At 62.3% G+C, this 19,485-nt stretch carries 17 protein-coding genes; 4 read left to right on the forward strand and 13 right to left on the reverse strand.

Translation table 11 applies throughout. The features are described from left to right. Nucleotides 1-284: 284 nt before the first annotated feature. The 4 genes from ACMUVN_RS32930 to ACMUVN_RS32945 all read left to right on the forward strand — a co-directional run bounded on the left by ACMUVN_RS32930 (nucleotide 285) and on the right by ACMUVN_RS32945 (nucleotide 4,702). Nucleotides 285-1,268 carry a tripartite tricarboxylate transporter substrate-binding protein gene (locus ACMUVN_RS32930; protein ID WP_414816029.1) on the forward strand — a complete coding sequence of 328 codons (984 nt, stop codon included), beginning with the start codon at nucleotides 285-287 and terminating at the stop codon, nucleotides 1,266-1,268. A gap of 180 nt (nucleotides 1,269-1,448) precedes the next feature. Next, the gene (locus ACMUVN_RS32935; RefSeq protein ID WP_029868283.1) at nucleotides 1,449-1,910 is read left to right on the forward strand and encodes a tripartite tricarboxylate transporter TctB family protein; all 462 of its coding nucleotides are present in this window, start codon (nucleotides 1,449-1,451) and stop codon (nucleotides 1,908-1,910) included. A gap of 9 nt (nucleotides 1,911-1,919) precedes the next feature. Beyond that, nucleotides 1,920-3,425: a tripartite tricarboxylate transporter permease gene (locus ACMUVN_RS32940; RefSeq protein ID WP_018243405.1), complete on the forward strand. Its 1,506-nt coding sequence runs from the start codon at nucleotides 1,920-1,922 to the stop codon at nucleotides 3,423-3,425. Nucleotides 3,426-3,532: 107 nt separating this feature from the next. Further along, complete coding sequence (locus ACMUVN_RS32945; protein WP_132575675.1) at nucleotides 3,533-4,702, forward strand: M20 aminoacylase family protein; 1,170 nt, start codon at nucleotides 3,533-3,535, stop codon at nucleotides 4,700-4,702. Between the two features lie 54 nt (nucleotides 4,703-4,756). Here ACMUVN_RS32945 and ACMUVN_RS32950 read toward each other — a convergent pair whose 3' ends face one another. From ACMUVN_RS32950 to ACMUVN_RS33010, 13 genes are all read right to left on the reverse strand, one after another. After that, on the reverse strand, nucleotides 4,757-6,544 hold the full coding sequence (locus tag ACMUVN_RS32950) for an adenine deaminase (RefSeq protein WP_414816030.1): 1,788 nt from the start codon (nucleotides 6,542-6,544) through the stop codon (nucleotides 4,757-4,759). Continuing rightward, nucleotides 6,541-7,461: a nucleoside hydrolase gene (locus tag ACMUVN_RS32955; protein WP_414816031.1), complete on the reverse strand. Its 921-nt coding sequence runs from the start codon at nucleotides 7,459-7,461 to the stop codon at nucleotides 6,541-6,543. The genes ACMUVN_RS32950 and ACMUVN_RS32955 overlap by 4 nt, the downstream gene beginning before the upstream one ends. Nucleotides 7,462-7,465: 4 nt before the next feature. Beyond that, the gene (locus tag ACMUVN_RS32960) at nucleotides 7,466-7,618 is read right to left on the reverse strand and encodes a hypothetical protein (protein ID WP_165932280.1); all 153 of its coding nucleotides are present in this window, start codon (nucleotides 7,616-7,618) and stop codon (nucleotides 7,466-7,468) included. Nucleotides 7,619-7,637: 19 nt separating this feature from the next. Further along, nucleotides 7,638-8,678, reverse strand: coding sequence for a LacI family DNA-binding transcriptional regulator (locus ACMUVN_RS32965; protein ID WP_029733029.1), 1,041 nt, complete (start codon nucleotides 8,676-8,678; stop codon nucleotides 7,638-7,640). A gap of 171 nt (nucleotides 8,679-8,849) precedes the next feature. Then, nucleotides 8,850-10,289 carry an efflux transporter outer membrane subunit gene (locus tag ACMUVN_RS32970; RefSeq protein WP_029733030.1) on the reverse strand — a complete coding sequence of 480 codons (1,440 nt, stop codon included), beginning with the start codon at nucleotides 10,287-10,289 and terminating at the stop codon, nucleotides 8,850-8,852. A gap of 147 nt (nucleotides 10,290-10,436) precedes the next feature. Beyond that, nucleotides 10,437-13,547 (reverse strand): efflux RND transporter permease subunit, encoded by a 3,111-nt coding sequence (locus ACMUVN_RS32975; protein WP_414816032.1) that lies wholly within the window; start codon nucleotides 13,545-13,547, stop codon nucleotides 10,437-10,439. Between the two features lie 48 nt (nucleotides 13,548-13,595). Next, nucleotides 13,596-14,807: an efflux RND transporter periplasmic adaptor subunit gene (locus tag ACMUVN_RS32980; RefSeq protein ID WP_025570605.1), complete on the reverse strand. Its 1,212-nt coding sequence runs from the start codon at nucleotides 14,805-14,807 to the stop codon at nucleotides 13,596-13,598. A gap of 156 nt (nucleotides 14,808-14,963) precedes the next feature. After that, a complete protein-coding gene (locus ACMUVN_RS32985; RefSeq protein ID WP_047616592.1) occupies nucleotides 14,964-15,566 on the reverse strand; it encodes a TetR family transcriptional regulator in 603 nt (200 codons plus the stop codon). A 108-nt stretch (nucleotides 15,567-15,674) separates the two neighbouring features. Beyond that, a complete protein-coding gene (locus ACMUVN_RS32990; RefSeq protein ID WP_025570609.1) occupies nucleotides 15,675-16,619 on the reverse strand; it encodes a phosphoribosylaminoimidazolesuccinocarboxamide synthase in 945 nt (314 codons plus the stop codon). 111 nt (nucleotides 16,620-16,730) lie between these two features. Then, a complete protein-coding gene (locus ACMUVN_RS32995; RefSeq protein WP_280952293.1) occupies nucleotides 16,731-17,438 on the reverse strand; it encodes a phosphoribosyltransferase in 708 nt (235 codons plus the stop codon). A gap of 5 nt (nucleotides 17,439-17,443) precedes the next feature. Beyond that, a complete protein-coding gene (locus tag ACMUVN_RS33000) occupies nucleotides 17,444-18,250 on the reverse strand; it encodes a pseudouridine synthase (RefSeq protein WP_029733032.1) in 807 nt (268 codons plus the stop codon). A 159-nt stretch (nucleotides 18,251-18,409) separates the two neighbouring features. Then, nucleotides 18,410-18,616, reverse strand: coding sequence for a hypothetical protein (locus ACMUVN_RS33005; RefSeq protein ID WP_025570485.1), 207 nt, complete (start codon nucleotides 18,614-18,616; stop codon nucleotides 18,410-18,412). Nucleotides 18,617-18,755: 139 nt separating this feature from the next. After that, on the reverse strand, nucleotides 18,756-19,094 hold the full coding sequence (locus ACMUVN_RS33010; RefSeq protein ID WP_168332506.1) for a hypothetical protein: 339 nt from the start codon (nucleotides 19,092-19,094) through the stop codon (nucleotides 18,756-18,758). Nucleotides 19,095-19,485: the final 391 nt, after the last annotated feature.

Raw genomic sequence — 19,485 nt, forward strand, 5'->3', positions numbered from 1 at the left:
TGTGTTTATCCTCGGGTGTGGGTCGCGCGTCGGTGCCGGGGCGCCGCCCCCACATCACCAACCTTCATCTCGCTCCGCGGGGGGGGGGGGGGGCCGCCCCCCCCCCCCCCCCCCCCCGGCCGTTTGTTTCCGAATCGACCCATGCTGCATTGCACTTTTGCAAAATCGCCTTTCGAAAGCGGCTGCAATGATTGCAGGTCGATTTTTCCCGGCGGCAAATAGGCCATCCCAACCGGCGCGGAGGATGTGTCGGCGGGCTTGCTTGTTTCATCAGGGAGGAAACGATGAAAATTCTGAAGGCCATGCTCGGCCTGACCGCGGCTGCCGCGGTCTCTCTTCTCGCCGGCGTCGCTTCGGCGCAGACCTATCCCGAGCGCACCATTACCATGGTCGTGCCCTTTGCGGCTGGCGGCCCGACCGATACCGTGGCGCGCCTGGTCGCAGAATCCATGTCGAAGGATCTCGGCCAGCAGATCGTCGTCGAAAATGTCGGCGGCGCCGGCGGCACGCTCGGCGCCGGCCGCGTGGCAAATGCCGATCCCGACGGTTACACCATTCTGCTGCACCATATCGGCATGGCGACCAGCGCCACGCTCTACCGCAAGCTCGCCTACGACACGCTCGGCGCTTTCGATTATGTCGGCCTCGTCACCGAAGTGCCGATGACGATCGTTGCACGCAAGGACATGGAGCCGACCGACCTCAAGGGGCTGATCGACTATATCAAGGCCAACAAGGACAAGGTGACGGTCGCCAATGCCGGCATCGGTGCGGCTTCGCATCTCTGCGGCATGATGTTCATGAGCGCCATCCAGACACCGCTGACGACCGTGCCCTACAAGGGTACCGGCCCTGCCATGACCGACCTGCTCGGCGGCCAGGTCGACGTCATGTGCGACCAGACGACCAACACGACCAAGCAGATCCAGGGCGGCACGATCAAGGCTTATGCCGTAACCTCGCCCAAGCGCCTCGACGTGATGAAGGACATTCCGACGGCCGTCGAAGCCGGCCTGCCGGGTTTTGAAGTCGGCATCTGGCATGGCATCTATACGCCGAAGGGCACGCCGACCGAGATCAACGAGCGTCTGTCGAAATCGCTGCAGGTGGCGCTGAAGGATCCGAATGTCGGCGCCCGCTTTGCCGAGCTCGGCACCGCACCATCCTCAGACGCCGATGCGACGCCGGCCGCACTGAAAGCCAAGCTCGAAAGCGAGATCGCCCGTTGGAAAACGGTGATCGAGGCCGCTGGCGAATATGCCGACTAAGGCTTGTCCTCGTCCGGGCATGCCGGACGAGCCCCTCACCCTAACCTACTGGGGTCGAGCCACTTGTCTCGACCCGTCCTCCGGACCCCCGTTTACGGGGAGAGGGTGGCGGCAGGCGGATGAGGGGCTAGCTCCTTTGCCGCGGCGTGACGTGAACCATCTCCAACCCCAGGAGACACCATGAAATCCATCAGTTTCGATACCACCAATGCGATCTGCGGCGCGCTTTTCGTCGCCTCCGGGGCTTTCTTCGCCATCCAGTCGCTGGGGCTCGACCTCGGCACGACGGTGCGTATGGGGCCAGGCTATTTTCCGTTGCTGCTTGCCGGCGTGCTCGTGCTTCTCGGTGCGATCATCTTCATTCAGGCCCTTCGGGTCGAGGGCGAGCCGATCGACCCGTTTGCCTGGCGCGGCATGCTCTTCATCCTGCCGGCGCCAGTCTTTTTCGGGCTGACCGTGCGCGGGCTCGGCTTCGCACCGTCCTTGTTCCTCACCGCCTTCATCGCCTGTTTCGCATCGCAAAAGATGAACCTGTTCTTTGCGATCGTGCTGTCGTTGCTGCTGACGATCTTTTCGGTCGCGGTGTTCAGCTACGGGCTCGGCTTGCCGTTCGAGCGTTTCGGCCCCTGGGTCCGGTTCTAGGAGGCGATGATGGATCTTTTCAGCAATCTCGCGCTCGGCTTTGCGACAGCCGGCACTCCGGAAAACCTGTTCTTCTGCCTGATCGGCGTGCTGCTCGGCACGCTGATCGGCGTGCTGCCCGGCATCGGCGCCACGGCGACGATCGCCATGCTCTTGCCGATCACCTTCCAGCTCGAGCCGGTTTCGTCGCTCATCATGCTCGCCGGCATCTATTACGGCGCGCAGTATGGTGGCTCGACGACGGCGATCCTCATCAACATGCCAGGCGAATCTTCCTCGGCCGTCACCGCGATCGACGGTTACCAGATGGCCCGCAAGGGCAGGGCGGGGGCAGCGCTTGCGATCGCCGCGCTCGGCTCGTTCTTCGCTGGCACCGTGTCGACCTTTCTCGTCGCGATCTTCGCGCCGCCGCTCACCGCAATCGCGCTGCAATTCGGCTCGGCGGAATATTTCTCGCTGATGATCGTTGGCCTCGTCTCCTCGATCGCACTGGCGCATGGTTCCGTTGTCAAGGCCTTAGCCATGGTGGCGCTCGGGCTGCTGCTCGGCCTTGTCGGCACCGACATCTATACCGGCACGCCGCGCTTCACGCTCGGCATCCGTGAATATGCAGACGGGCTGAATTTCGTGGCGCTCGCCGTCGGCGTTTTCGGGGTGGCGGAAATCCTGCGCAACCTCGAGGGCGAATCGACACGCACGGTGCTGATGGCCAAGGTGTCCGGCCTGCTGCCGTCGCGCCAGGAATTCAAGGAGATGATCGCCCCGGTCATTCGCGGCACGGCGATCGGTTCGGCGCTCGGCATCCTGCCGGGCGGTGGCGCCATCCTTGCCTCCTTCGCCTCCTATACGGTGGAAAAGCGGATGTCGAAGACGCCGGAGGAATTCGGCAAGGGTGCGGTTGCCGGCGTCGCAGGGCCGGAATCGGCAAACAATGCCGGTGCGCAGACCTCGTTCATTCCGCTGCTCACGCTCGGCATTCCTGCCAATCCCGTCATGGCGCTGATGATCGGCGCGATGATCATTCAGGGCATCGTGCCGGGTCCGAATGTCGCCACCGAGCAGCCGGCGCTGTTCTGGGGCATCATCGCCTCGATGTGGATCGGCAACCTGATGCTGGTCATCCTCAACCTGCCGCTGATCGGGCTCTGGGTGAAATTGTTGACCGTGCCTTACTACGTGCTCTTCCCCGTCATCATGGCTTTCTGCTCGATCGGGGTCTACAGCGTCAATGCCAACGTCTACGACCTCTATGCCGTCGCCTTCTTCGGGCTCATCGGCTATGTGCTGGCCAAGCTTCGCTGCGAGCCGGCGCCGCTTCTGCTCGGCTTCGTGCTCGGGCCGCTGCTCGAGGAGAACCTGCGGCGCGCCATGATCCTCTCGCGCGGCGATCCGACGACTTTCGTCACGCGGCCGATCAGCGCCATTCTTCTGGCCATTGCGGTTGCCGTCCTCATCGTCGTCTTCCTGCCGAGCGTCAAGAAGAAGCGCGAGGAGGTGTTCGTCGAAGAGGCGTGAGGGTTGAACTCGCGCCTTGTTTGATAAACAACGGATGATCTGAGGCGGGCGCCGGTTGGGCGCCCGTTTCGCATGACAGGATATCCAGGCCCCAGGAGCATCGCCCGATGAGCATTCCCGCCCGGATCGAGGACGATCTGCCGTTTCTCATGGCCTTGCGCCGCGACCTGCACGCCCATCCCGAACTTGGTTTCGAGGAAGAGCGCACCGCCGGCATCGTCGCGAGGCTTCTCGATGATGCCGGTATCACCGTGCATCGCGGCCTCGGCGACACCGGCGTGGTCGGTACGTTGCAGGTCGGGAGGGGCGCGCGCAGGATCGGGCTACGCGCCGATATGGATGCGCTCGCCATGCCCGAGCTGGTGGAGCGGCCTTATAAATCGACCGTACCCGGCAAGATGCACGCCTGTGGGCACGATGGACATACGGCGATGCTTCTTGGCGCCGCGCGGCATCTGGCGGTGACGCGGAATTTTTCCGGCACGGTGCATTTCATCTTCCAACCCGCCGAAGAGGGGCGGGGCGGAGCCAGGCGCATGGTCGAGGAGGGGCTGTTTCGGCTTTTTCCGTGCGATGCCGTTTATGGATTGCACAATATGCCAGGACTTGCGGTCGATGAGATCGCCGTGGTCGAGGGGCCGCAGCTTGCCTCCTCCGATAGCTGGCGCACGACCTTTCGTGGGACCGGCACACACGGCGCCAAGCCACATCTCGGGCGCGATCCAATCACGGCCGCCGGCACCTTCCTGTCGTCGCTGCAGACGATCGTCGGACGGGTGGTCGATCCGCTGCAGCCGGCCGTCGTCAGCGCCTGCTCCCTGCAGGCAGGCGACCCGAAGGCGCTGAACGTCATTCCGGATACGGTCGAGATCGGCGGAACGGCGCGAGCTTATTCGCCCGAGGTGCGCGATCAGTTGGAGACCGAGATCGGCCGACTGGCGCATGGCACTGCTGCTATGTACGGCATATCAGTCGACTATGCATTCGAGCGGCGGATTCCGCCTGTCATCAATGATCCGGATGCGACCGCGCGGGCGCTCGCAGCGGCCCGATCGGCGTTCGGCGGAAAGGTGCTGACAAGCTTTCCGCCGTCGACGGCGGGCGACGATTTCGCTTTCTTCGCGCAGAATGCGCCGGGTTGTTACGTCTGGCTCGGCAATGGGCCGGCGGTGGACGGGGCGTTGCATCACAATACGGCTTATGATTTCAACGATGGGGCGCTTGGATACGGGACGGCTTATTGGGTGGCGTTGGTGGAGCGGGAGTTGAAGGCATGACTGGTGTTTGGGCTACAGCAGCACTCCTTCGCATTATGATCTGTGCGTCCTGACTTACCAAGCTTCCAGCACCGGACTCTCCATCACTCTCCCCGTCCCCACATCGGCAATCCCGCGGTCCGTCTGGTGCGGGCCGGCATTGCAGGCGAGTGTGGCGCCGAAGCAGGCCTTGAAGACCCGATAGGGCGGTTTCCAGTCGACGATCTTGTCCATGGCCTTGCGGATATCGGTAAAGGTCAGGGCTGTGTCCTCAAGCGCTGCATCCGTCACCAGGCCGGAGAGTGGCAGCGGCAGGAGCGCTTCGATTCGACCGTCTTTGGCGACCGCCATGCCGCCGCCGGCTGATATGACGGCGTTGGCGGCGAGCATCATGTCGCGCGCATTGCCGCCGAAGACGGTGAGGTTGTGGCTGTCATGCGAGACGGTGGTGCAGAAGGCGCCGCGCCATTCGCCCCAGCCGGTGAGGAAACCGACGCGTGGGGTGCCGTCGGCCTTGCCGTGACGATGGGCGACGGCGATCATGGCGCTGCCGGCCGGCGGCACGACGAAACCATCCCGCACCTCGGTTTCGACCTCGCCCCATTGCGTGAAGCGTGGCCGGTCGATGGTGGCGACACGGACACGCTCGCCCGTTGCCGGAATGCGGAAATCATCCTCGGTCAGCGGCGGCAGCTTCACCGAATTGACGAGCGGCGCCGTATCAATCTGCTGGACGGCACGCTGCATGCGGCCGTTGTGAGCGACGACGCGGCCGCCTGATACGACCAGCCGCGCCCGGAAATCCGTAAGGTCCTCGAAGAGCACGATGTCGGCCCGACGGCCCGCGGCGACAAGGCCGAGATCGGGACGCTTCAGACGCTGTGCGGCGTTGAAGGTCGCGGCCCGGATCGCCCAGTCCGGTTTCATGCCGTAGCGCACCAGGCGCCTGACGACGTCGTCGAGGCCGCCGCCTTCCTGAAGCTCATCGGGAAAAACGTCGTCGGTGCAGAGCGTCACGGTCGGGGGCAGGTGGCCGAGACCGTTCAGAACCTCGACGAATTCCCGCAACAGATGATCGTGAGAGCCGCGCAGCTCGATCGTCAGGCCGGCGGAAAGCTTGGCGAGGAAATCGGCACCGGAGGTGAGTTCATGGTCGGAGGTGATACCTGATGCCATGAAGGCATTGAGATCGGCGCCTTCGAGGCCGCGTGCGTGGCCGCAGACGAGCTTGCCGGCGGCAAGGCCGGCATTGACGATATCAGTCATGCGTGGATCGCCGTCGATGACGCCGCGCATATTCATGACCTCGGCAACGCCGCCGACTGTCGAGGAGCGCAGCATTTCGGCGACGACGGTGGCATCGAAATCGGCGCCGGCAAGTTCCAGGCCCGGCGCAGACGGCACGCAGGAGGGGGCGAGCAGGATCATGCGCAGCGGCAGGGAACGCGCGGCCTCGATCGCCCAGCGCACGCCGTCGAGACCATGGACGTTGCCGAATTCATGCGGATCCCAGACGATTGATGTGACGCCGCGCGGCAAAACGGCGCTAGCATATTCGGCCGGTGTCACCATCGAACTTTCGACATGCATGTGCGTGTCGATCAGGCCGGGCGTCAGGATACTGCCCGTCGCATCGACGATCTCGGCGGCATCCGTTCGGCTTGCCGGCGCATGGACACTGGCGATCAGCGCACCGATAAGACCGATATCGGCCTCGCGGATCAGGCCCGTCACCGCATCGAGCAACCGGCCGCCGGTGATCAGCACGTCGAAGGGGGCATCGCCGCGCGCAGCAGTAACGGCGCGGGCGCGCAAAGCGGGATCATTGAGGTCGGCGGGTTCCTGGCGAGGGCTGGCGTTCATTTGCGGGCCTCATTGACCAGGGCAGCGAGAATGATGACACGGGCCATGTCAGCATCGATGTCCGCGGCGAATTGGGCATTGAAACTCGCATGTGTAGCGCGGGTCTCGACAACGGTGCGGCCACGGGTGAGGGCGCCCTGCAGCTCGACGTCGATGCGCGCGGGACGGAAGCTGACGATATCGGGGGCGACAAAGGCGACGGCGGCGGAGGGATCGTAGATCGCCATGGCGGGGCGGCCGCGGCTGGTGGCGATGCGGATATAGCCTGAGAACATATCCGCGATCAGCTCGGCATTGGCGCCGCCGGCATTGCGCACCGGCTCGGCATCCTCGGGCCTTGCCAGCACCTTGCGGCAGAGATCGAGATCGACCATGCGCAGCGGCAGGCCGTGGGCAATGACGATCGAAAGCGCTTCCGGGTCGGCAAGTGCGTTGAACTCGGCGGAGGCCGTATGGTTGCCTGATGTGGCGCCGCCGCCCATCCAGACGAGTTCGGTGATGCGGGCGGCAAGATCAGGCCGGGCGAGCGCCACGGCAGCGATGTTGGTGAGCGGGCCGAGCGCCAGGATGCGGTGCTGGCCCTGGCGTTCCAGCCAGCGGCAGAGCCCTGTGAAGGCATCGCTTTCGGCAAGGGCGGGTGCCTGCGGCAGGCTCTTGCCTGATGTCGGGATGCCGGTTTCCCCAAGGATCGCCTGAGCGGTCTCAAGCTTGCCGAGAACGGGCATGGCGCGACCGGTGTGGATGGGGAAGTTCCAGCCGAAGGCGCTGGCGGCGCCGGCGGCATTCATTCTTACCTGCGGCAGCGGCGTATTGCCGAAGACCAGCGATAGGCCGTCGATCTCGAATTCCGACTGTCCCACCACCAGAATGGCGGCGATGTCGTCGAAGCCCATGTCCGTGTCGATCCAGACGCCCATGATTTCATCCGAACCGTTTGAGACTTGCCGTGTCGGCAACTGGTAGATCGCAGGCGAGCGCGCCGTGTGGCGGCAGGCCTACATCGATCTCGGTCTCGATTGGGCCGGGCATGGTATCGAGCAGGAGTACTGCCGAGGCAATGGGAGCTTTTTTCATCTTACACGTTCCCCATCTCTCAGGTTTTCGGCTCTGAGGTTTCTGGTGCCGGCTTCGCAGGCCCGGATGATTGGCGGACGATCAACTGCATGGCAACGCGTTCGATCTCCGCGGTAACGAGCATGCCCTCCCGGATGCGGTTTGCTCTTATCGTAGCGACCAGCGCCGACACGGCAATCCCGGCAATCCTATCCATGTCCATCCGCACCGTCGTCAGCGACGGCGTGACAACAGGCGACCAGATGAGGTCGTCGAAGCCGGTGACGCTGACATCGGCGGGAACGTTGACGCCGGCCTGCTGTAACTCCGTCAGCGCGCGTAGCGCCTGCAAATCGGAAAGGGCTGCGAAAGCGGTGAATCCCTGCCTGGCCTTTTCGGCAAGGCCGAGCGGGCAGCCCCTGCCGCCATCCTGCTCGAGCCTATCGATCCATAGTGTTTCGGAATGCATGCCCGGGCGCATGCCGGCGCGGATGCCGCCGACGCGGTCGTTCTGAACGCTGGATTCCTGATTGTTGCCGATGATGAGGATGTGGCGATGGCCGAGATCCGCGAGGTGGTCGGCGATTTCGCGGCCGCCCTGCCAATGATCGGCGGAAACGGTGTTGCCCGGCGTCGAGGGAGTGTCGATGATGGCGACCGGACAGGTGGTGGACGAGATGCGGGTGGCGCGGCGGGGAATGACGATCATGCCATCGACGCCACGCTCGACCAGACGGTCGATCGCTTCGGTCTGGGTGGCGATATCGCCGCGGGAATCCGCGATCAGCACGCCGTAACCCGCAGCCGAGGCGGCGAATTCGATCGCCTGAGCGATCTTCGGGAACAGCGGATTGGCGATATCGGGTAGCACCAGGCCGAGAACGCCGCTGCGGCCGGTCCTGAGCGCCCGGCCGGCCTGGCTTGGGACATAGCCGAGCTCGGCTGCATGTTCACGGATTCTTTCGATCAATTGGCCGGAGACCCGGCCCTTGCCGGAGAGCGCATTGGAGACAGTGGCGACGGAGACGCCGAGCGACGTCGCTATCCTGCTGAGATTTGGTCCCGAACGCGATGGAGCCATAATCGACGACGCTCTGATTAATCGTTTAATCAAAGGCTTACCTCAGCTATCTCAGCTTGTCGAATCCAAATTCGTCCTGTGTGTAATTAGCTGGAGGAGAGTTCGGCGGCAACGAAAAAGCCCCGCGAGACGATCGCGGGGCTCTGCCTTTTCAGAAGGGCCAAACGCCGATCAGCTCTTGGCGGGCTTCACCGCTGCTGTGGTATTGGGTGCGGTAGTCTTGCCGCCGGGCGCATAGCCGCCGCCGACTGCGATGTTCAGCGAGACGTAGTCCTTGGCCATCTGTTGGACGGACTGGGCAAGGCTTGCCTGAGCCAGCGAAACCTGGCGCTGCGCGTCGAGAACGTCGAGCAGTGAAGAGGCGCCGTCCTTGTAGGATGCGGTGGAAAGCTCGAGCGTTTCCTGGGTGGTCTTGACCTGGGCCTGAAGTGCGGCGACCGTACGGGCGTCGCGCCGGACAGCCGCAAGCGCGTTCTCGACCTGTTCGACGGCGGTCAGCACCGTCGACTTCCAGTTGAGGTAGGCCGTAGCGGCATCGGACTGGGCCGACTTGACGTTGGCGCGCAGGCGGCCGCCATCGAAGATCGGCAGGTTGAGGGTCGGACCGAAGGACCAGGGGGTCAGGCCACCGTGGACGCCGCGCTGGTTGATGTAGGATGGCGAGATCGAGCCGCTGAGCGAGATGCTCGGATAGAGCTGGGCCTGGGCAACACCGATATTGGCCGTTGCGGCGGCGAGATCACGCTCGGCGACGCGAATGTCGGGACGGTTGCGGATCAGATCGGCCGGGATGCCGGAGTTGATGCCGCCGCGGAATACCGGCTGACCGGCGCCCCTCAGCAGTTCGTCGACGAGGGCCGAGGCCGGCAGGCCGAGCAGCGTGGCGATGTGATGGGCTGATATGCGGATGTTGGTTTCAAGGCCCGGAATTTCGGCGAGCGTGGACTGCACGAGGCCTTCGGCCTGAACGACGTCGAGACGCGAGGCGGCGCCGGCTTCAAGCTGGAACTTGGTCAGTTCGTAGGTTTCCTGACGAGACTTCAGGTTGGCCTTCGAAAGCGCCAGGCGCTGCTGATAGTAGCGAACGTCGATATAGCTCGAGACCAGGTCCTGGACGAGGGTCAGCTTGGCGACATCAGCCGATGCGTAAGCGGAATCGAGCGAAGCGAGCGCGCTTTCGGTGCTGCGCTTGTAGAGGCCAAAGAGATCGAGCAGCCAGCTCAGCTGGACGTCGCCGGCGCTGGTGTTGCGCGTGTCGAGTTGCGTGCGCAGTTCGCCCTTCTGACCGCTGATCGTGTGCGACGCGCCAACCGTCAGGTTCGGCAGGCCGCCGGCTCCGGCGGTGGTGACGGCGGCGGAGGCCGCATTGATGCGTTCGATCGCCTGCTGGACTGTCAGGTTCTGCTCAAGGCCCGCGTTGACGTAGCCGTTCAGCCTCGAATCGTTGAAGGCGGTCCACCAGGCTGCGGTAGCAACATCACCATCACTCTTCGTTCCGCCTTCTCCGAATTTGGCGGGCAGCGGCATTTCAGGAGGAACATGATCCGGGCCAACAACGCAGCCCGACAACAATAACAATAATGCCGGGGTGGCAAAACGAAGAGATACCATTCATTTCATCCTGTACTCGAGCAAGTCAATTCTTGTCCGAAGCTTCATGCTTCACTAACGCGCGCCGCGCCTCGTTACCAAAAACACACACCGAAGCAGTCGGGCGCAATGTAGCAATCGGAACAGCATTATCACAGTGCATTTATATCACACTCCTGCCGCATTTTTGCCGCGTGTGGCAAAGATGCGTCGGATGACAACGAAAAAGGACGGTACGAAGAAAATTCCGAGCATCGTCGCCGCCAGCATGCCGCCGAGAACGCCTATGCCGATGGCGTTCTGTGCCGCCGAGCCAGCGCCAGTCGCGATCGCCAGCGGCACGACGCCGAGAATGAAGGCAAGTGAGGTCATGATGATCGGCCGCAGGCGCAATCTTGCCGCCTCCAGCGTGGCTTCGTAGAGCCCCATGCCGCTTTCCATACGGTCCTTGGCGAATTCGACGATCAGAATCGCGTTCTTCGCCGCCAGCCCTATGGTGGTGAGCAGGCCGACCTTGAAATAGACGTCGTTTGCCTGGCCGAAGAGCGTTGCCGCCGCCAGTGCCCCGAGAATGCCGACGGGTACCGCCATGATCACCGAGAAGGGGATCGACCAGCTTTCGTAAAGTGCCGCCAGGCAGAGGAAGACGACGAGAACCGAGATCGCGTAGAGCATCGGCGCCTGCGAACCGGAAAGGCGCTCCTGATAGGAGATGCCCTGCCAGGCGACCGTATAACCGCCGCCGAGCTGTTCGGTCAACGCTTCCATTTCGTTCATCGCATCGCCGGAGGAGACACCGGGTGCGGAAGCGCCGTCGAGCGGAATGGCGCTAACGGCGTTGAAGCGGGCAAGCGATGGCGCGCCTTTCACCCACTCCGTCTTGGTAAAGGCGGAGAAGGGTACCATTTCACCGGCAGTGTTGCGCGCGTACCAATGGTCGAGATCATCCGGCTGCATGCGGAAGGGCGCATCGCCCTGAACATAGACCGGCTTGATCTCGCCGTTCAGCGTGAAGTCGTTGACGTCGCGGCCGGTGAAGATGATCGACAGCATCGAGTTGACCGAGGCGATGTCGACGCCCATAGCGCCGATCTTCTCCTGATCGAGCACGATGCGCATCTGCGGCTCGACTTCCTTGTTGCTGCTGCGCAGCGCCACGATCTTGCCCGAGGTGTTGCCCATCTGGATCAGCCGCTTGGAGGCGGCCGTCAGGGCGTCGTTGCCGTGGCCGCCGGTGTCGACGAGATACATGGAGAAGCCGCTCGATACGCCGAGACCCTGAATCGCCGGGGGCAGGAGCGCGAAGACCTGCGCCTCGCGGATGGCAAAGAAGCTGCGCAACGCGCGGTTGACGACCGACTGGGCGCTCAGCGTCGGATCGGTGCGCTCTGCGAAATCCTTGAGCTTGGTGAAGACGATGGCGCTGTTCTGGCCGGAACCGTTGAAGCCGAAGCCGAGCGCGCCAAACACGGATTCGACGGCGTCCTTCTCGTTTTCACGATAGTATTTCTCAACCTTCTCGACGACTGCCTGGGTTTGCTGCGTGGTCGAGCCCGGCGGCGTGGTGACGATGGTCAACAGCACGCCCTGATCTTCCTGAGGCAGGAAGGAGCTCGGCAGACGGGTGAAGAGATAGGCGCAGCCGGCGCCGACGAGGAGGAAGACCAGCATGACGCGGATCGGCCGCTTCAGCAGATAGCCGATGGCGCTGATATAGCCGTTGGTCGAGCGCGTGAAGTTGCGGTTGAACCAGTCGCCGACGCGGTGTTTCCTGTGTTCGCCGACCGGCTTCAGCATTGTGGCGCAAAGTGCAGGCGTCAGCACCAGGGCGACGAGCGCCGACAGCAGCATGGCCGAGACGATGGTGATCGAGAACTGGCGATAGATGATGCCGGTCGAACCGCCGAAGAAGGCCATCGGAATGAAGACGGCAGTCAGCACGAGCGCGATGCCGACAATGGCGCCGGTGATCTCTCCCATCGATTTTTCCGTCGCCTCAAGTGGCGAGAGCTTCTCTTCGGTCATGATGCGTTCGACGTTTTCGACGACGACGATGGCGTCGTCGACAAGAAGGCCGATCGCCAGCACCATGGCGAACATCGTCAACGTATTGATCGAGTAGCCGGTGACCGCCAGCACTCCGAAGGTGCCGAGCAACACCACGGGCACCGCAATCGTCGGGATCAGCGTCGCCCGCAGGTTCTGCAGGAAGATGAGGAGGACGACGAAAACCAGCACGATCGCCTCGATCAGGGTATGGACGACCTTCTCGATCGACAGCTCGACGAAGGGCGTGGTGTCGTAGGGATAGGTGATCGCGACACCTGCCGGCAGGCCGCGGCCGATGACCTCGAGCGCGGAACGCACACGGGCGGCGGTATCGATGGCGTTGGCGCCAATCGCCAGGTTGACGGCAAAACCGGTCGACGGCTGGCCGTTATACCGCGAACCGCCGCCGTAGCTTTCCTGACCGATCTCGATGCGCGAGACATCGCTCAGGCGCACGGTCGCGCCGTCCTTTTCGACCTTCAGGATGATGTGCTCGAAGTCGGCGACGGTGGTCAGCTGGCTTTGGGCGGTGATGGTGACGTTGATCTGCTGGCCGGGGGTAGCCGGCTGGGCGCCGAGCGAACCAACGGAGACCTGGGTGTTCTGCGCCTGGATGGCTGATGTGACGTCGCTCGGCGTCAACTGGTACTTCAAGAGCTTGAAGGGATCGAGCCAGACGCGCATGGCGTATCCCGAACCGAAGACGTTGATGCTGCCAACGCCTTCCAGGCGTTGGATCTGATCCTCGATGGACGTCGACATGATGTTGCCGAGATCGACCGAGTTGCGCTTGCCGTCGGTCGAAACCAGCGAGCCGACGAGCAGGATGCTCGAGGTCGAGCGGGTGACGCTGATGCCGGCATCGATGACGTCGCTTGGAAGCTGCGACTGAACCAGCTGCAGCTTGTTCTGCACCTGCACCTGGGCGATATCGGGATCGGCGCTCGTCCCGAAGGTGAGCTGGATGCTGGCCGAGCCCGTCGATGAGGTTGAGGTCATGTATGTGAGATCGTCGAGGCCGGTCATGCCATCCTCGATGATCGTCGTCACCGATTTTTCGACGGTCTCAGCGCTGGCGCCGCGATAGGTGGCGTTGATGCGAACCGTCGTCGGGGCGATGTCGGGATATTGCGAGATCGACAGCGTGAAGATCGCCAGCAGGCCGGCGAGCATGATGGTGATCGCAATGACCCAGGCGAAAATCGGACGTCGGATGAAAAACTTGGCCATCGGTTGTTCCTGTGCGGCTGAGACGGTGACGATGCGGGGCTTCAGCGATTATTTCGCTGCAGGCTTCTCAGCATCACCGGCCGCTGGCTGCTCGGCAGCCACGACCACGCCATTGTCGTTGATCTTCATCGGGACCGGTTTCACCGGCATGCCTGATGTGATCGATTGCAGGCCGCTGACGATCAGCTGATCGCCGTCCTTGATGCCTTCGGTCACGAGCCAGGAATTGTTGGAGGGCGAACTGTTCTCGAAGGCACGGGTTTCGACCTTGCCTTCGGCGGAAATGAACTGTGCCGTCAGCCGGCCGTTGGCATCACGGCTCGTCGCCAGCTGCGGCAATGCATAACCGGCCTCGGCGCCAAGCTCGACGGTTGCCCGGACATACATGCCGGGCAGGACGATGCGATCGGGATTGGGAAAGAGCACGCGGATGATGAAGGTGCCTGTGGTCTCGCTGACCACCTGCTTCGACATGTCGAGCTTGCCCTGCTGGTTATATTCCTTGCCGTCTTCGAGGATCAGGTGGAAGGCGACGTTGTCTGCACCCTTGATGTCGCCGGCGGTCATCGCGTCGCGCAGCTTCAAGAGGTTGGTGCTCGATTCCGTCAGCGAGATGTAGATCGGATCGAGCTGGCGGATCGTCGTCAGCGCCGTCGTCTGGTTGGCCGAGACGACGTTGCCGACATTATAGGCCGTCTGGTCGATGACGCCGTCGAAGGGGGCGATGATCTTGGTATGGTCGAGGTCGATCTGGGCGGCGGAAAGTGCTGCCTTCGCCGACTCGACTTCGGCCTTGGCCTGGAGCAGCGTCGTCTTTGCTGTTTCGAATTCGATCTGGGTGGCGCCGCTGCCGACGAGGCGCTGATAGCGGTCGAGATTGCTTTCAGCGCTCGGCACGCTGGCTTGCGCCTTGGAGATTGCCGCCTTGGCCTGCTCGACGGCGGCGATATAGGGCGCATCCTCGATCTGGTAGAGAAGGTCGCCCTTCTTGATCTCGCCGCCTTCTTTAAAGGCGATCTCGCGGATGAGGCCGCTTACCTGCGGCCGGATATCGGCTGTCTGAAATGTCTCGGCGCGGCCGGGAAGGATCGTCGTGATCGGGAAACTGGCTTTTTTCAGGGTGATCACGCCGACGGGCGAGGCCTGTTGTGCTGCGCCCGCACCGGCATTGCCGGCGGGCTTGCCGGCATTGTCGCTGCAGGCGGCGAGCAATGCGCCAAACGCCAGGGCCGTGGAGAGGAGGAGGGCACGCCGTATCATTCTGAATTCCCTGTTCGGTGGCAATCGGCGTTCAATCCGCAGGCTCGGCCCGGCCGAGCGCAGGCTTATATAAGCGTCAGGATTGATCTGGCTTCAAATGCCATTATCCGAATTTAACAAAAGCTTTATGAAGTGACGTAAGTCAGCAATCGTCACTTAGCAAGCGTTATTTTGCAGTGCGGCATCGACAAAGCCGACGATATCCTCGGCGCGGTGCACGAGGGTTTCCTTGTCGTCGCGGGCGATGAGGATGGGGTGCAATACGCAGGCCAGGAGGTCTGCGACGGTGTGTGCGGCGCGCTCGGGATCGCGGCAATGATAACGCCCCTCCGCGATACCTTCGCGGATGATCTCGCCGAGCTTCAACTCAATTCGGGCGCGATAACGGTTGCCGGCCTCGAGTTTGGCCTCGATCGTCGAAAGCACCATTTCGAAGATGTAAGGATTTTTCTGAATGTCCTGCAGATGACCTTCCAGCAGGCGCAGGACGAAGCGGAGCAATTGCTCCTTCGGCGGCAGATTCTGGTCGAAGGCTGCGAAACGCTCGGTGGCATTGTCGAGATGGCGTCCGGCGATCGCATCGACCAGCGCGACCTTGGAACGGAAATGCTTGAAGACATTGGCGGGTGACATGTGCAATGCACTGGCGATATCGGCGATTGACACCGCGAGGTAACCGCGCTCACGAAACAGCATCTCTGCCATGGAGAGGATGTCCTCCCGCGTTTCCTCGGCCTTGCGTCTCGGCCTTCTCGTCATCTGTCCCCCGCGCGGCCGAGCCCGATGCCCCTTTTTTCTGATGCTAGCGCGATTGGACGGAGGCTGCCAAGCCAATGCTCGGCCTGGCAGCTTTCATGTATCGCCATGTCAAGGGAAATAGGGAGCGAGGCTGCCTCGCACGCGGGCAAGCGGCGTCTCGCCGCTATCGTCGGGAACAAAGCGCTCGCCGGTAATCGCCTCGTAAGCCTTGATATAGACGGCCGAGGTCTGCTCGATCAGTTCGACAGGAATTTCAGGGATCTCGTCCTTATAGGGATCACAGCGCTCGGCAACCCAGGCGCGGACGAAATCCTTGTCGAAACTTTCCGGACGTTTTCCGGCGGCAAAACTTGCCGGGTAGCTTTCGGCAAGCCAGTAACGGCTACTATCGGGGGTGTGGATCTCGTCAGCGAGAATGATGTTGCCGTCGCCATCGGTGCCGAATTCATATTTGGTGTCGACGAGGATCAGACCGCGCTTGGCCGCCATTTCTTGGCCGCGCGCAAAAAGGGCGAGCGCATATCCCGACAGAGTGTCCCACTGCTCCTTGCTCAAAAGGCCGCGGCTGACGATTTCGGCAGGCGTCAGCGGCTCGTCATGGCCGCCATCGAATTCCTTGCTGGTCGGCGTGATGACGGGCTCGGGCAGGATCTGATTGTCGCGCATGCCGTCGGGCAGACGCATGCCGTACATCTCGCGCTCACCCTTTTTATAAAGCGTCAGGATCGAGGTACCGGTGGTGCCGGCGAGATAACCGCGCACGACGATCTCGACCGGCAGGATGTCGAGCCGCTTGCCGATGACGACATTCGCATCCGGATAGTCGAGAACGTGGTTGGGGCAGATGTCCTTCGTCGCCTCGAACCAAAAGCGCGCTGTCTGCGTCAGGACCTGGCCCTTATAGGGGATGCAGGTAAGGATGCGGTCGAAAGCGCTCAGCCGGTCGGTGCTGATTATGATACGGCGTCCGTCCGGAAGATCGTAATTCTCGCGCACCTTGCCGCGATAATAGTTCGGCAATTCGGGGAAATGGGCTTCGGAGAGAATTCGCACGGCGCTCGACTATCCTTGATTATTGGGTGAAGACTTCCTGCTCTAGTTTTATTGCTGGGGAAGTCAAGCCGAGGCTGGACAGAGGCGCCCTCAAGCAAAGAAGAACAATCCTCATGTCCCGCGTCTGGCCGATGGTGCCTGCCAGCGGCCTGCTTCGTTCCGCTCCAGAATAGGCGTTGCGAAGACGCCGACGGTGCGCGTGGTCCATTGCGGCCCAGCGGCCGCGAGGCTTTCGCGCCAGCGCTCCGATTGCAGCATGGCGGCGGCGATGACGACGGGTTCGATGCCGCAGCCTGTCAGCAGGTTGAGGCCCGCGACGATCGAGGTGCCGCTGGAAATCACATCGTCGATCAGCGCGACGCGCCGTCCCTTGAGCAGCGGCAGCATGCGCGGATCGATATAGAGGCGTTTCTGCTGCATCGGCGTGGTGATCGAGGACAGGGCAACGGAGAGCTCGTCGCGATACCAGAATTTGCGTGAGGTTCCGAGCGGGACGTAGCGGCTGTGGCCGAGCTTTTGCGCCACGGCGGCGGCCAGCGTCAGGCCGAGGGTCGGCAGACCGGCGACGACATCGATGCGCATCGGCCTGATCTTTTCGGCGAGGCTTTCGGCGAGCGCATCGAGAACGGCGAAGCTCGCCTGGTTGACGATCAGTGAAGCGAGAGCGTGATCGCCATCCGCCAGCGCGCGGATCGGCAGGCGAAGCTGGCGGCCGTCTTCGAGAACGGCGACATAGAAGGAGGTGAACTCGCCATCATCGGCAAAGGTGCCCGACGGGTGAATCTCCTGCCAGAAATAGTGCGGCGCCATCTCCGTCATTTCAGTCAATTGCGCCTCGCCTTTTCCATCCCGGCCTTCCGGCGCAATGCCTGCAATTCTGTCTCTGTCAGGGCACGCACCGCGCCTTTCGGCAGTTCGCCGAGTGCGAGCCCGCCGATTGCAACGCGCACGAGGCGCAGGCATTCGCTTCCGAGCGCTTCCAGCATGCGGCGGATCTGGCGGTTGCGGCCCTCGTCCAGCTCGACCTCGATCCATGAGTTCCTGTCGCCCTGGCGCAGGCGCCGTGCGGCGGTTGCCGTCAGCAGCTCGCCGTCGTGGCGGATGCCCGATGTCATCGCGGCAATGCCCTCGTCGTCCATGATGCCGTCGATCTGGACATGATAGGTCTTCGTCACATGCGTGACCGGATCGAGCAGGATCTGAGCGAATTCGGTGTCGTTGGTGAAAAGCAGCAGGCCCTCGCTCGCCTTGTCGAGCCGGCCGACCGGAGAGAGATGCGGGATGTCGAAATCCCTGAGGCAATCATATACCGTCGGCCTGCCTTCGGGATCGTGGCGGGTGGTGACGAGACCGCGGGGCTTGTTGAGCATCAGATAGATTTTCGCTTCGGCAGCGATGACCAGGCCGTCGATGCTGATCCTGGCAGTGCTAAGATCGACCCATGCCGAGGTCTCGCTGACCGTGCGGCCGTCGACGGCAACGCGGTTTTCGGCAATCAGCCGTTCGGCCTGGGTGCGGGAGCAATAACCGAGCTTGGAAAGGGCACGGGGAAGGGTCACCCGCTTAGCCGCGGCGTTATCGGCGGGCTTTGTTCGCTCGCGCGTCTTATGCGGTGGGCGCCGCTCCCTCATCTGCCGTCCTTGTCCTGCTTTTGATGCCGTTTCTTGGCATGAACGGAACAAGGATGCCAGCAATCGGAACAAAAAAACGAGGGGAATAAAAGACGCCGCAAAACAATTTCGGCGCTTTGGGATAAAGCGCCGTCAGGGCTTTGACAGGGTAACGCTGCCTCAGTGGCAGGCCATGAAGCCCGCCAGTTCTTGGCGGCTGACGACAATACCGGCGGCGGCCTTGACCGGGTCCGGATGTGTATAAGAAAGGCTTGGCATTTCCGGCAGGTCGAGTGCCTGGCGCATATTCATGATGCCGACCGCGTGACGGCCGTTGGCGCCGTCGACGCTGACTTCGATGATGCAGTTGGCCCTCTTGTTTTCCATGATGATCCTCCCTTCGTTTTTTATGTTCCCATAGCTCACATTAAAAATTGGTTTTTGTAAGACATAAGCATTTACGCACCCTGCCGAAAAACGGATCGGCGGGTGCGTAAAAACCGGTTTATGGGTGGCTGTGGTCTGTTTAGCGCCACCAGTGGCGAGGCTGCGGCTGCGAAATGCCGGAAAGCAGATATCCGGCGAGGAAGCCAATGGCGCCGGCAAGCGCCAGCGCAGTGGTCGTTGCGGTCGGATGCTCGCGGGCGGCGCCGGCGGCGGCCGCACCTTCGGCCCTAATTTGGGCGACGGCGTTCTTTGCCCGGGGCAGGGCTTCGTCGTATGCCTTGCCGGCGCGGCTGCGTACTTCGTAATAGGCTTCGGCGCCTTGAGCGGAAATCATCTTCTGCAGGCGCGAGACTTCCTGTTGGAGTGCGGCGATGTCCTTGCTGACAGTTGCTCTGATATCATCGGTATTGGCAGCCATGTCGGTCTCCTTCCTTCAATGGGAAAGAAAACACCCAAGTCGGTGATAGGTTCCGAAATGTCAGCCGCTGATTTGTGACGGAAATTTAGAGCTCGCCGGTCGGAGACGGTTTAATCCTCTGTTAACCATAAATCGGCTCAAGGCGCTGTTTTTTCGCGATCTTTCGGGGTTGAGAACGACTTTCCGATCGATTTTTGACCAGCCGGTAAAGGATTTTCCAGGAATCTGTCCCGGGAATCCGCCCTGTGGATAATATCCACCGACAAAAACCCCAGCCGAATCAACCTGTTACAAAAATGTCAAAAAACTTTGGCTAGGTGTGTTGACTTGGAAAAGGGGTTAGTTCTATAAGCCCCCTCACTGAACGAGGGCGGCGGCGCTGCTGGCGACG

Source organism: Rhizobium sp. IY2 (assembly GCF_047532935.1).
GTDB lineage: Bacteria > Pseudomonadota > Alphaproteobacteria > Rhizobiales > Rhizobiaceae > Rhizobium > Rhizobium anhuiense.

Bases quoted from the DNA above. Each gene is read 5' to 3' on its own strand.
- ACMUVN_RS32940 (WP_018243405.1), top strand. From the start codon at position 1,920: ATGGATCTTTTCAGCAATCTCGCGCTCGGCTTTGCGACAGCCGGCACT.
- ACMUVN_RS32930 (WP_414816029.1), top strand. From the start codon at position 285: ATGAAAATTCTGAAGGCCATGCTCGGCCTGACCGCGGCTGCCGCGGTC.
- ACMUVN_RS32970 (WP_029733030.1), bottom strand. From the start codon at position 10,289: ATGGTATCTCTTCGTTTTGCCACCCCGGCATTATTGTTATTGTTGTCG.
- ACMUVN_RS32980 (WP_025570605.1), bottom strand. From the start codon at position 14,807: ATGATACGGCGTGCCCTCCTCCTCTCCACGGCCCTGGCGTTTGGCGCA.
- ACMUVN_RS32995 (WP_280952293.1), bottom strand. From the start codon at position 17,438: ATGACGGAGATGGCGCCGCACTATTTCTGGCAGGAGATTCACCCGTCG.
- ACMUVN_RS32965 (WP_029733029.1), bottom strand. From the start codon at position 8,678: ATGGCTCCATCGCGTTCGGGACCAAATCTCAGCAGGATAGCGACGTCG.
- ACMUVN_RS32935 (WP_029868283.1), top strand. From the start codon at position 1,449: ATGAAATCCATCAGTTTCGATACCACCAATGCGATCTGCGGCGCGCTT.
- ACMUVN_RS33005 (WP_025570485.1), bottom strand. From the start codon at position 18,616: ATGGAAAACAAGAGGGCCAACTGCATCATCGAAGTCAGCGTCGACGGC.
- ACMUVN_RS32955 (WP_414816031.1), bottom strand. From the start codon at position 7,461: ATGGGCGTCTGGATCGACACGGACATGGGCTTCGACGACATCGCCGCC.
- ACMUVN_RS32960 (WP_165932280.1), bottom strand. From the start codon at position 7,618: ATGAAAAAAGCTCCCATTGCCTCGGCAGTACTCCTGCTCGATACCATG.
- ACMUVN_RS33010 (WP_168332506.1), bottom strand. From the start codon at position 19,094: ATGGCTGCCAATACCGATGATATCAGAGCAACTGTCAGCAAGGACATC.
- ACMUVN_RS33000 (WP_029733032.1), bottom strand. From the start codon at position 18,250: ATGAGGGAGCGGCGCCCACCGCATAAGACGCGCGAGCGAACAAAGCCC.
- ACMUVN_RS32985 (WP_047616592.1), bottom strand. From the start codon at position 15,566: ATGACGAGAAGGCCGAGACGCAAGGCCGAGGAAACGCGGGAGGACATC.
- ACMUVN_RS32945 (WP_132575675.1), top strand. From the start codon at position 3,533: ATGAGCATTCCCGCCCGGATCGAGGACGATCTGCCGTTTCTCATGGCC.
- ACMUVN_RS32975 (WP_414816032.1), bottom strand. From the start codon at position 13,547: ATGGCCAAGTTTTTCATCCGACGTCCGATTTTCGCCTGGGTCATTGCG.
- ACMUVN_RS32950 (WP_414816030.1), bottom strand. From the start codon at position 6,544: ATGAACGCCAGCCCTCGCCAGGAACCCGCCGACCTCAATGATCCCGCT.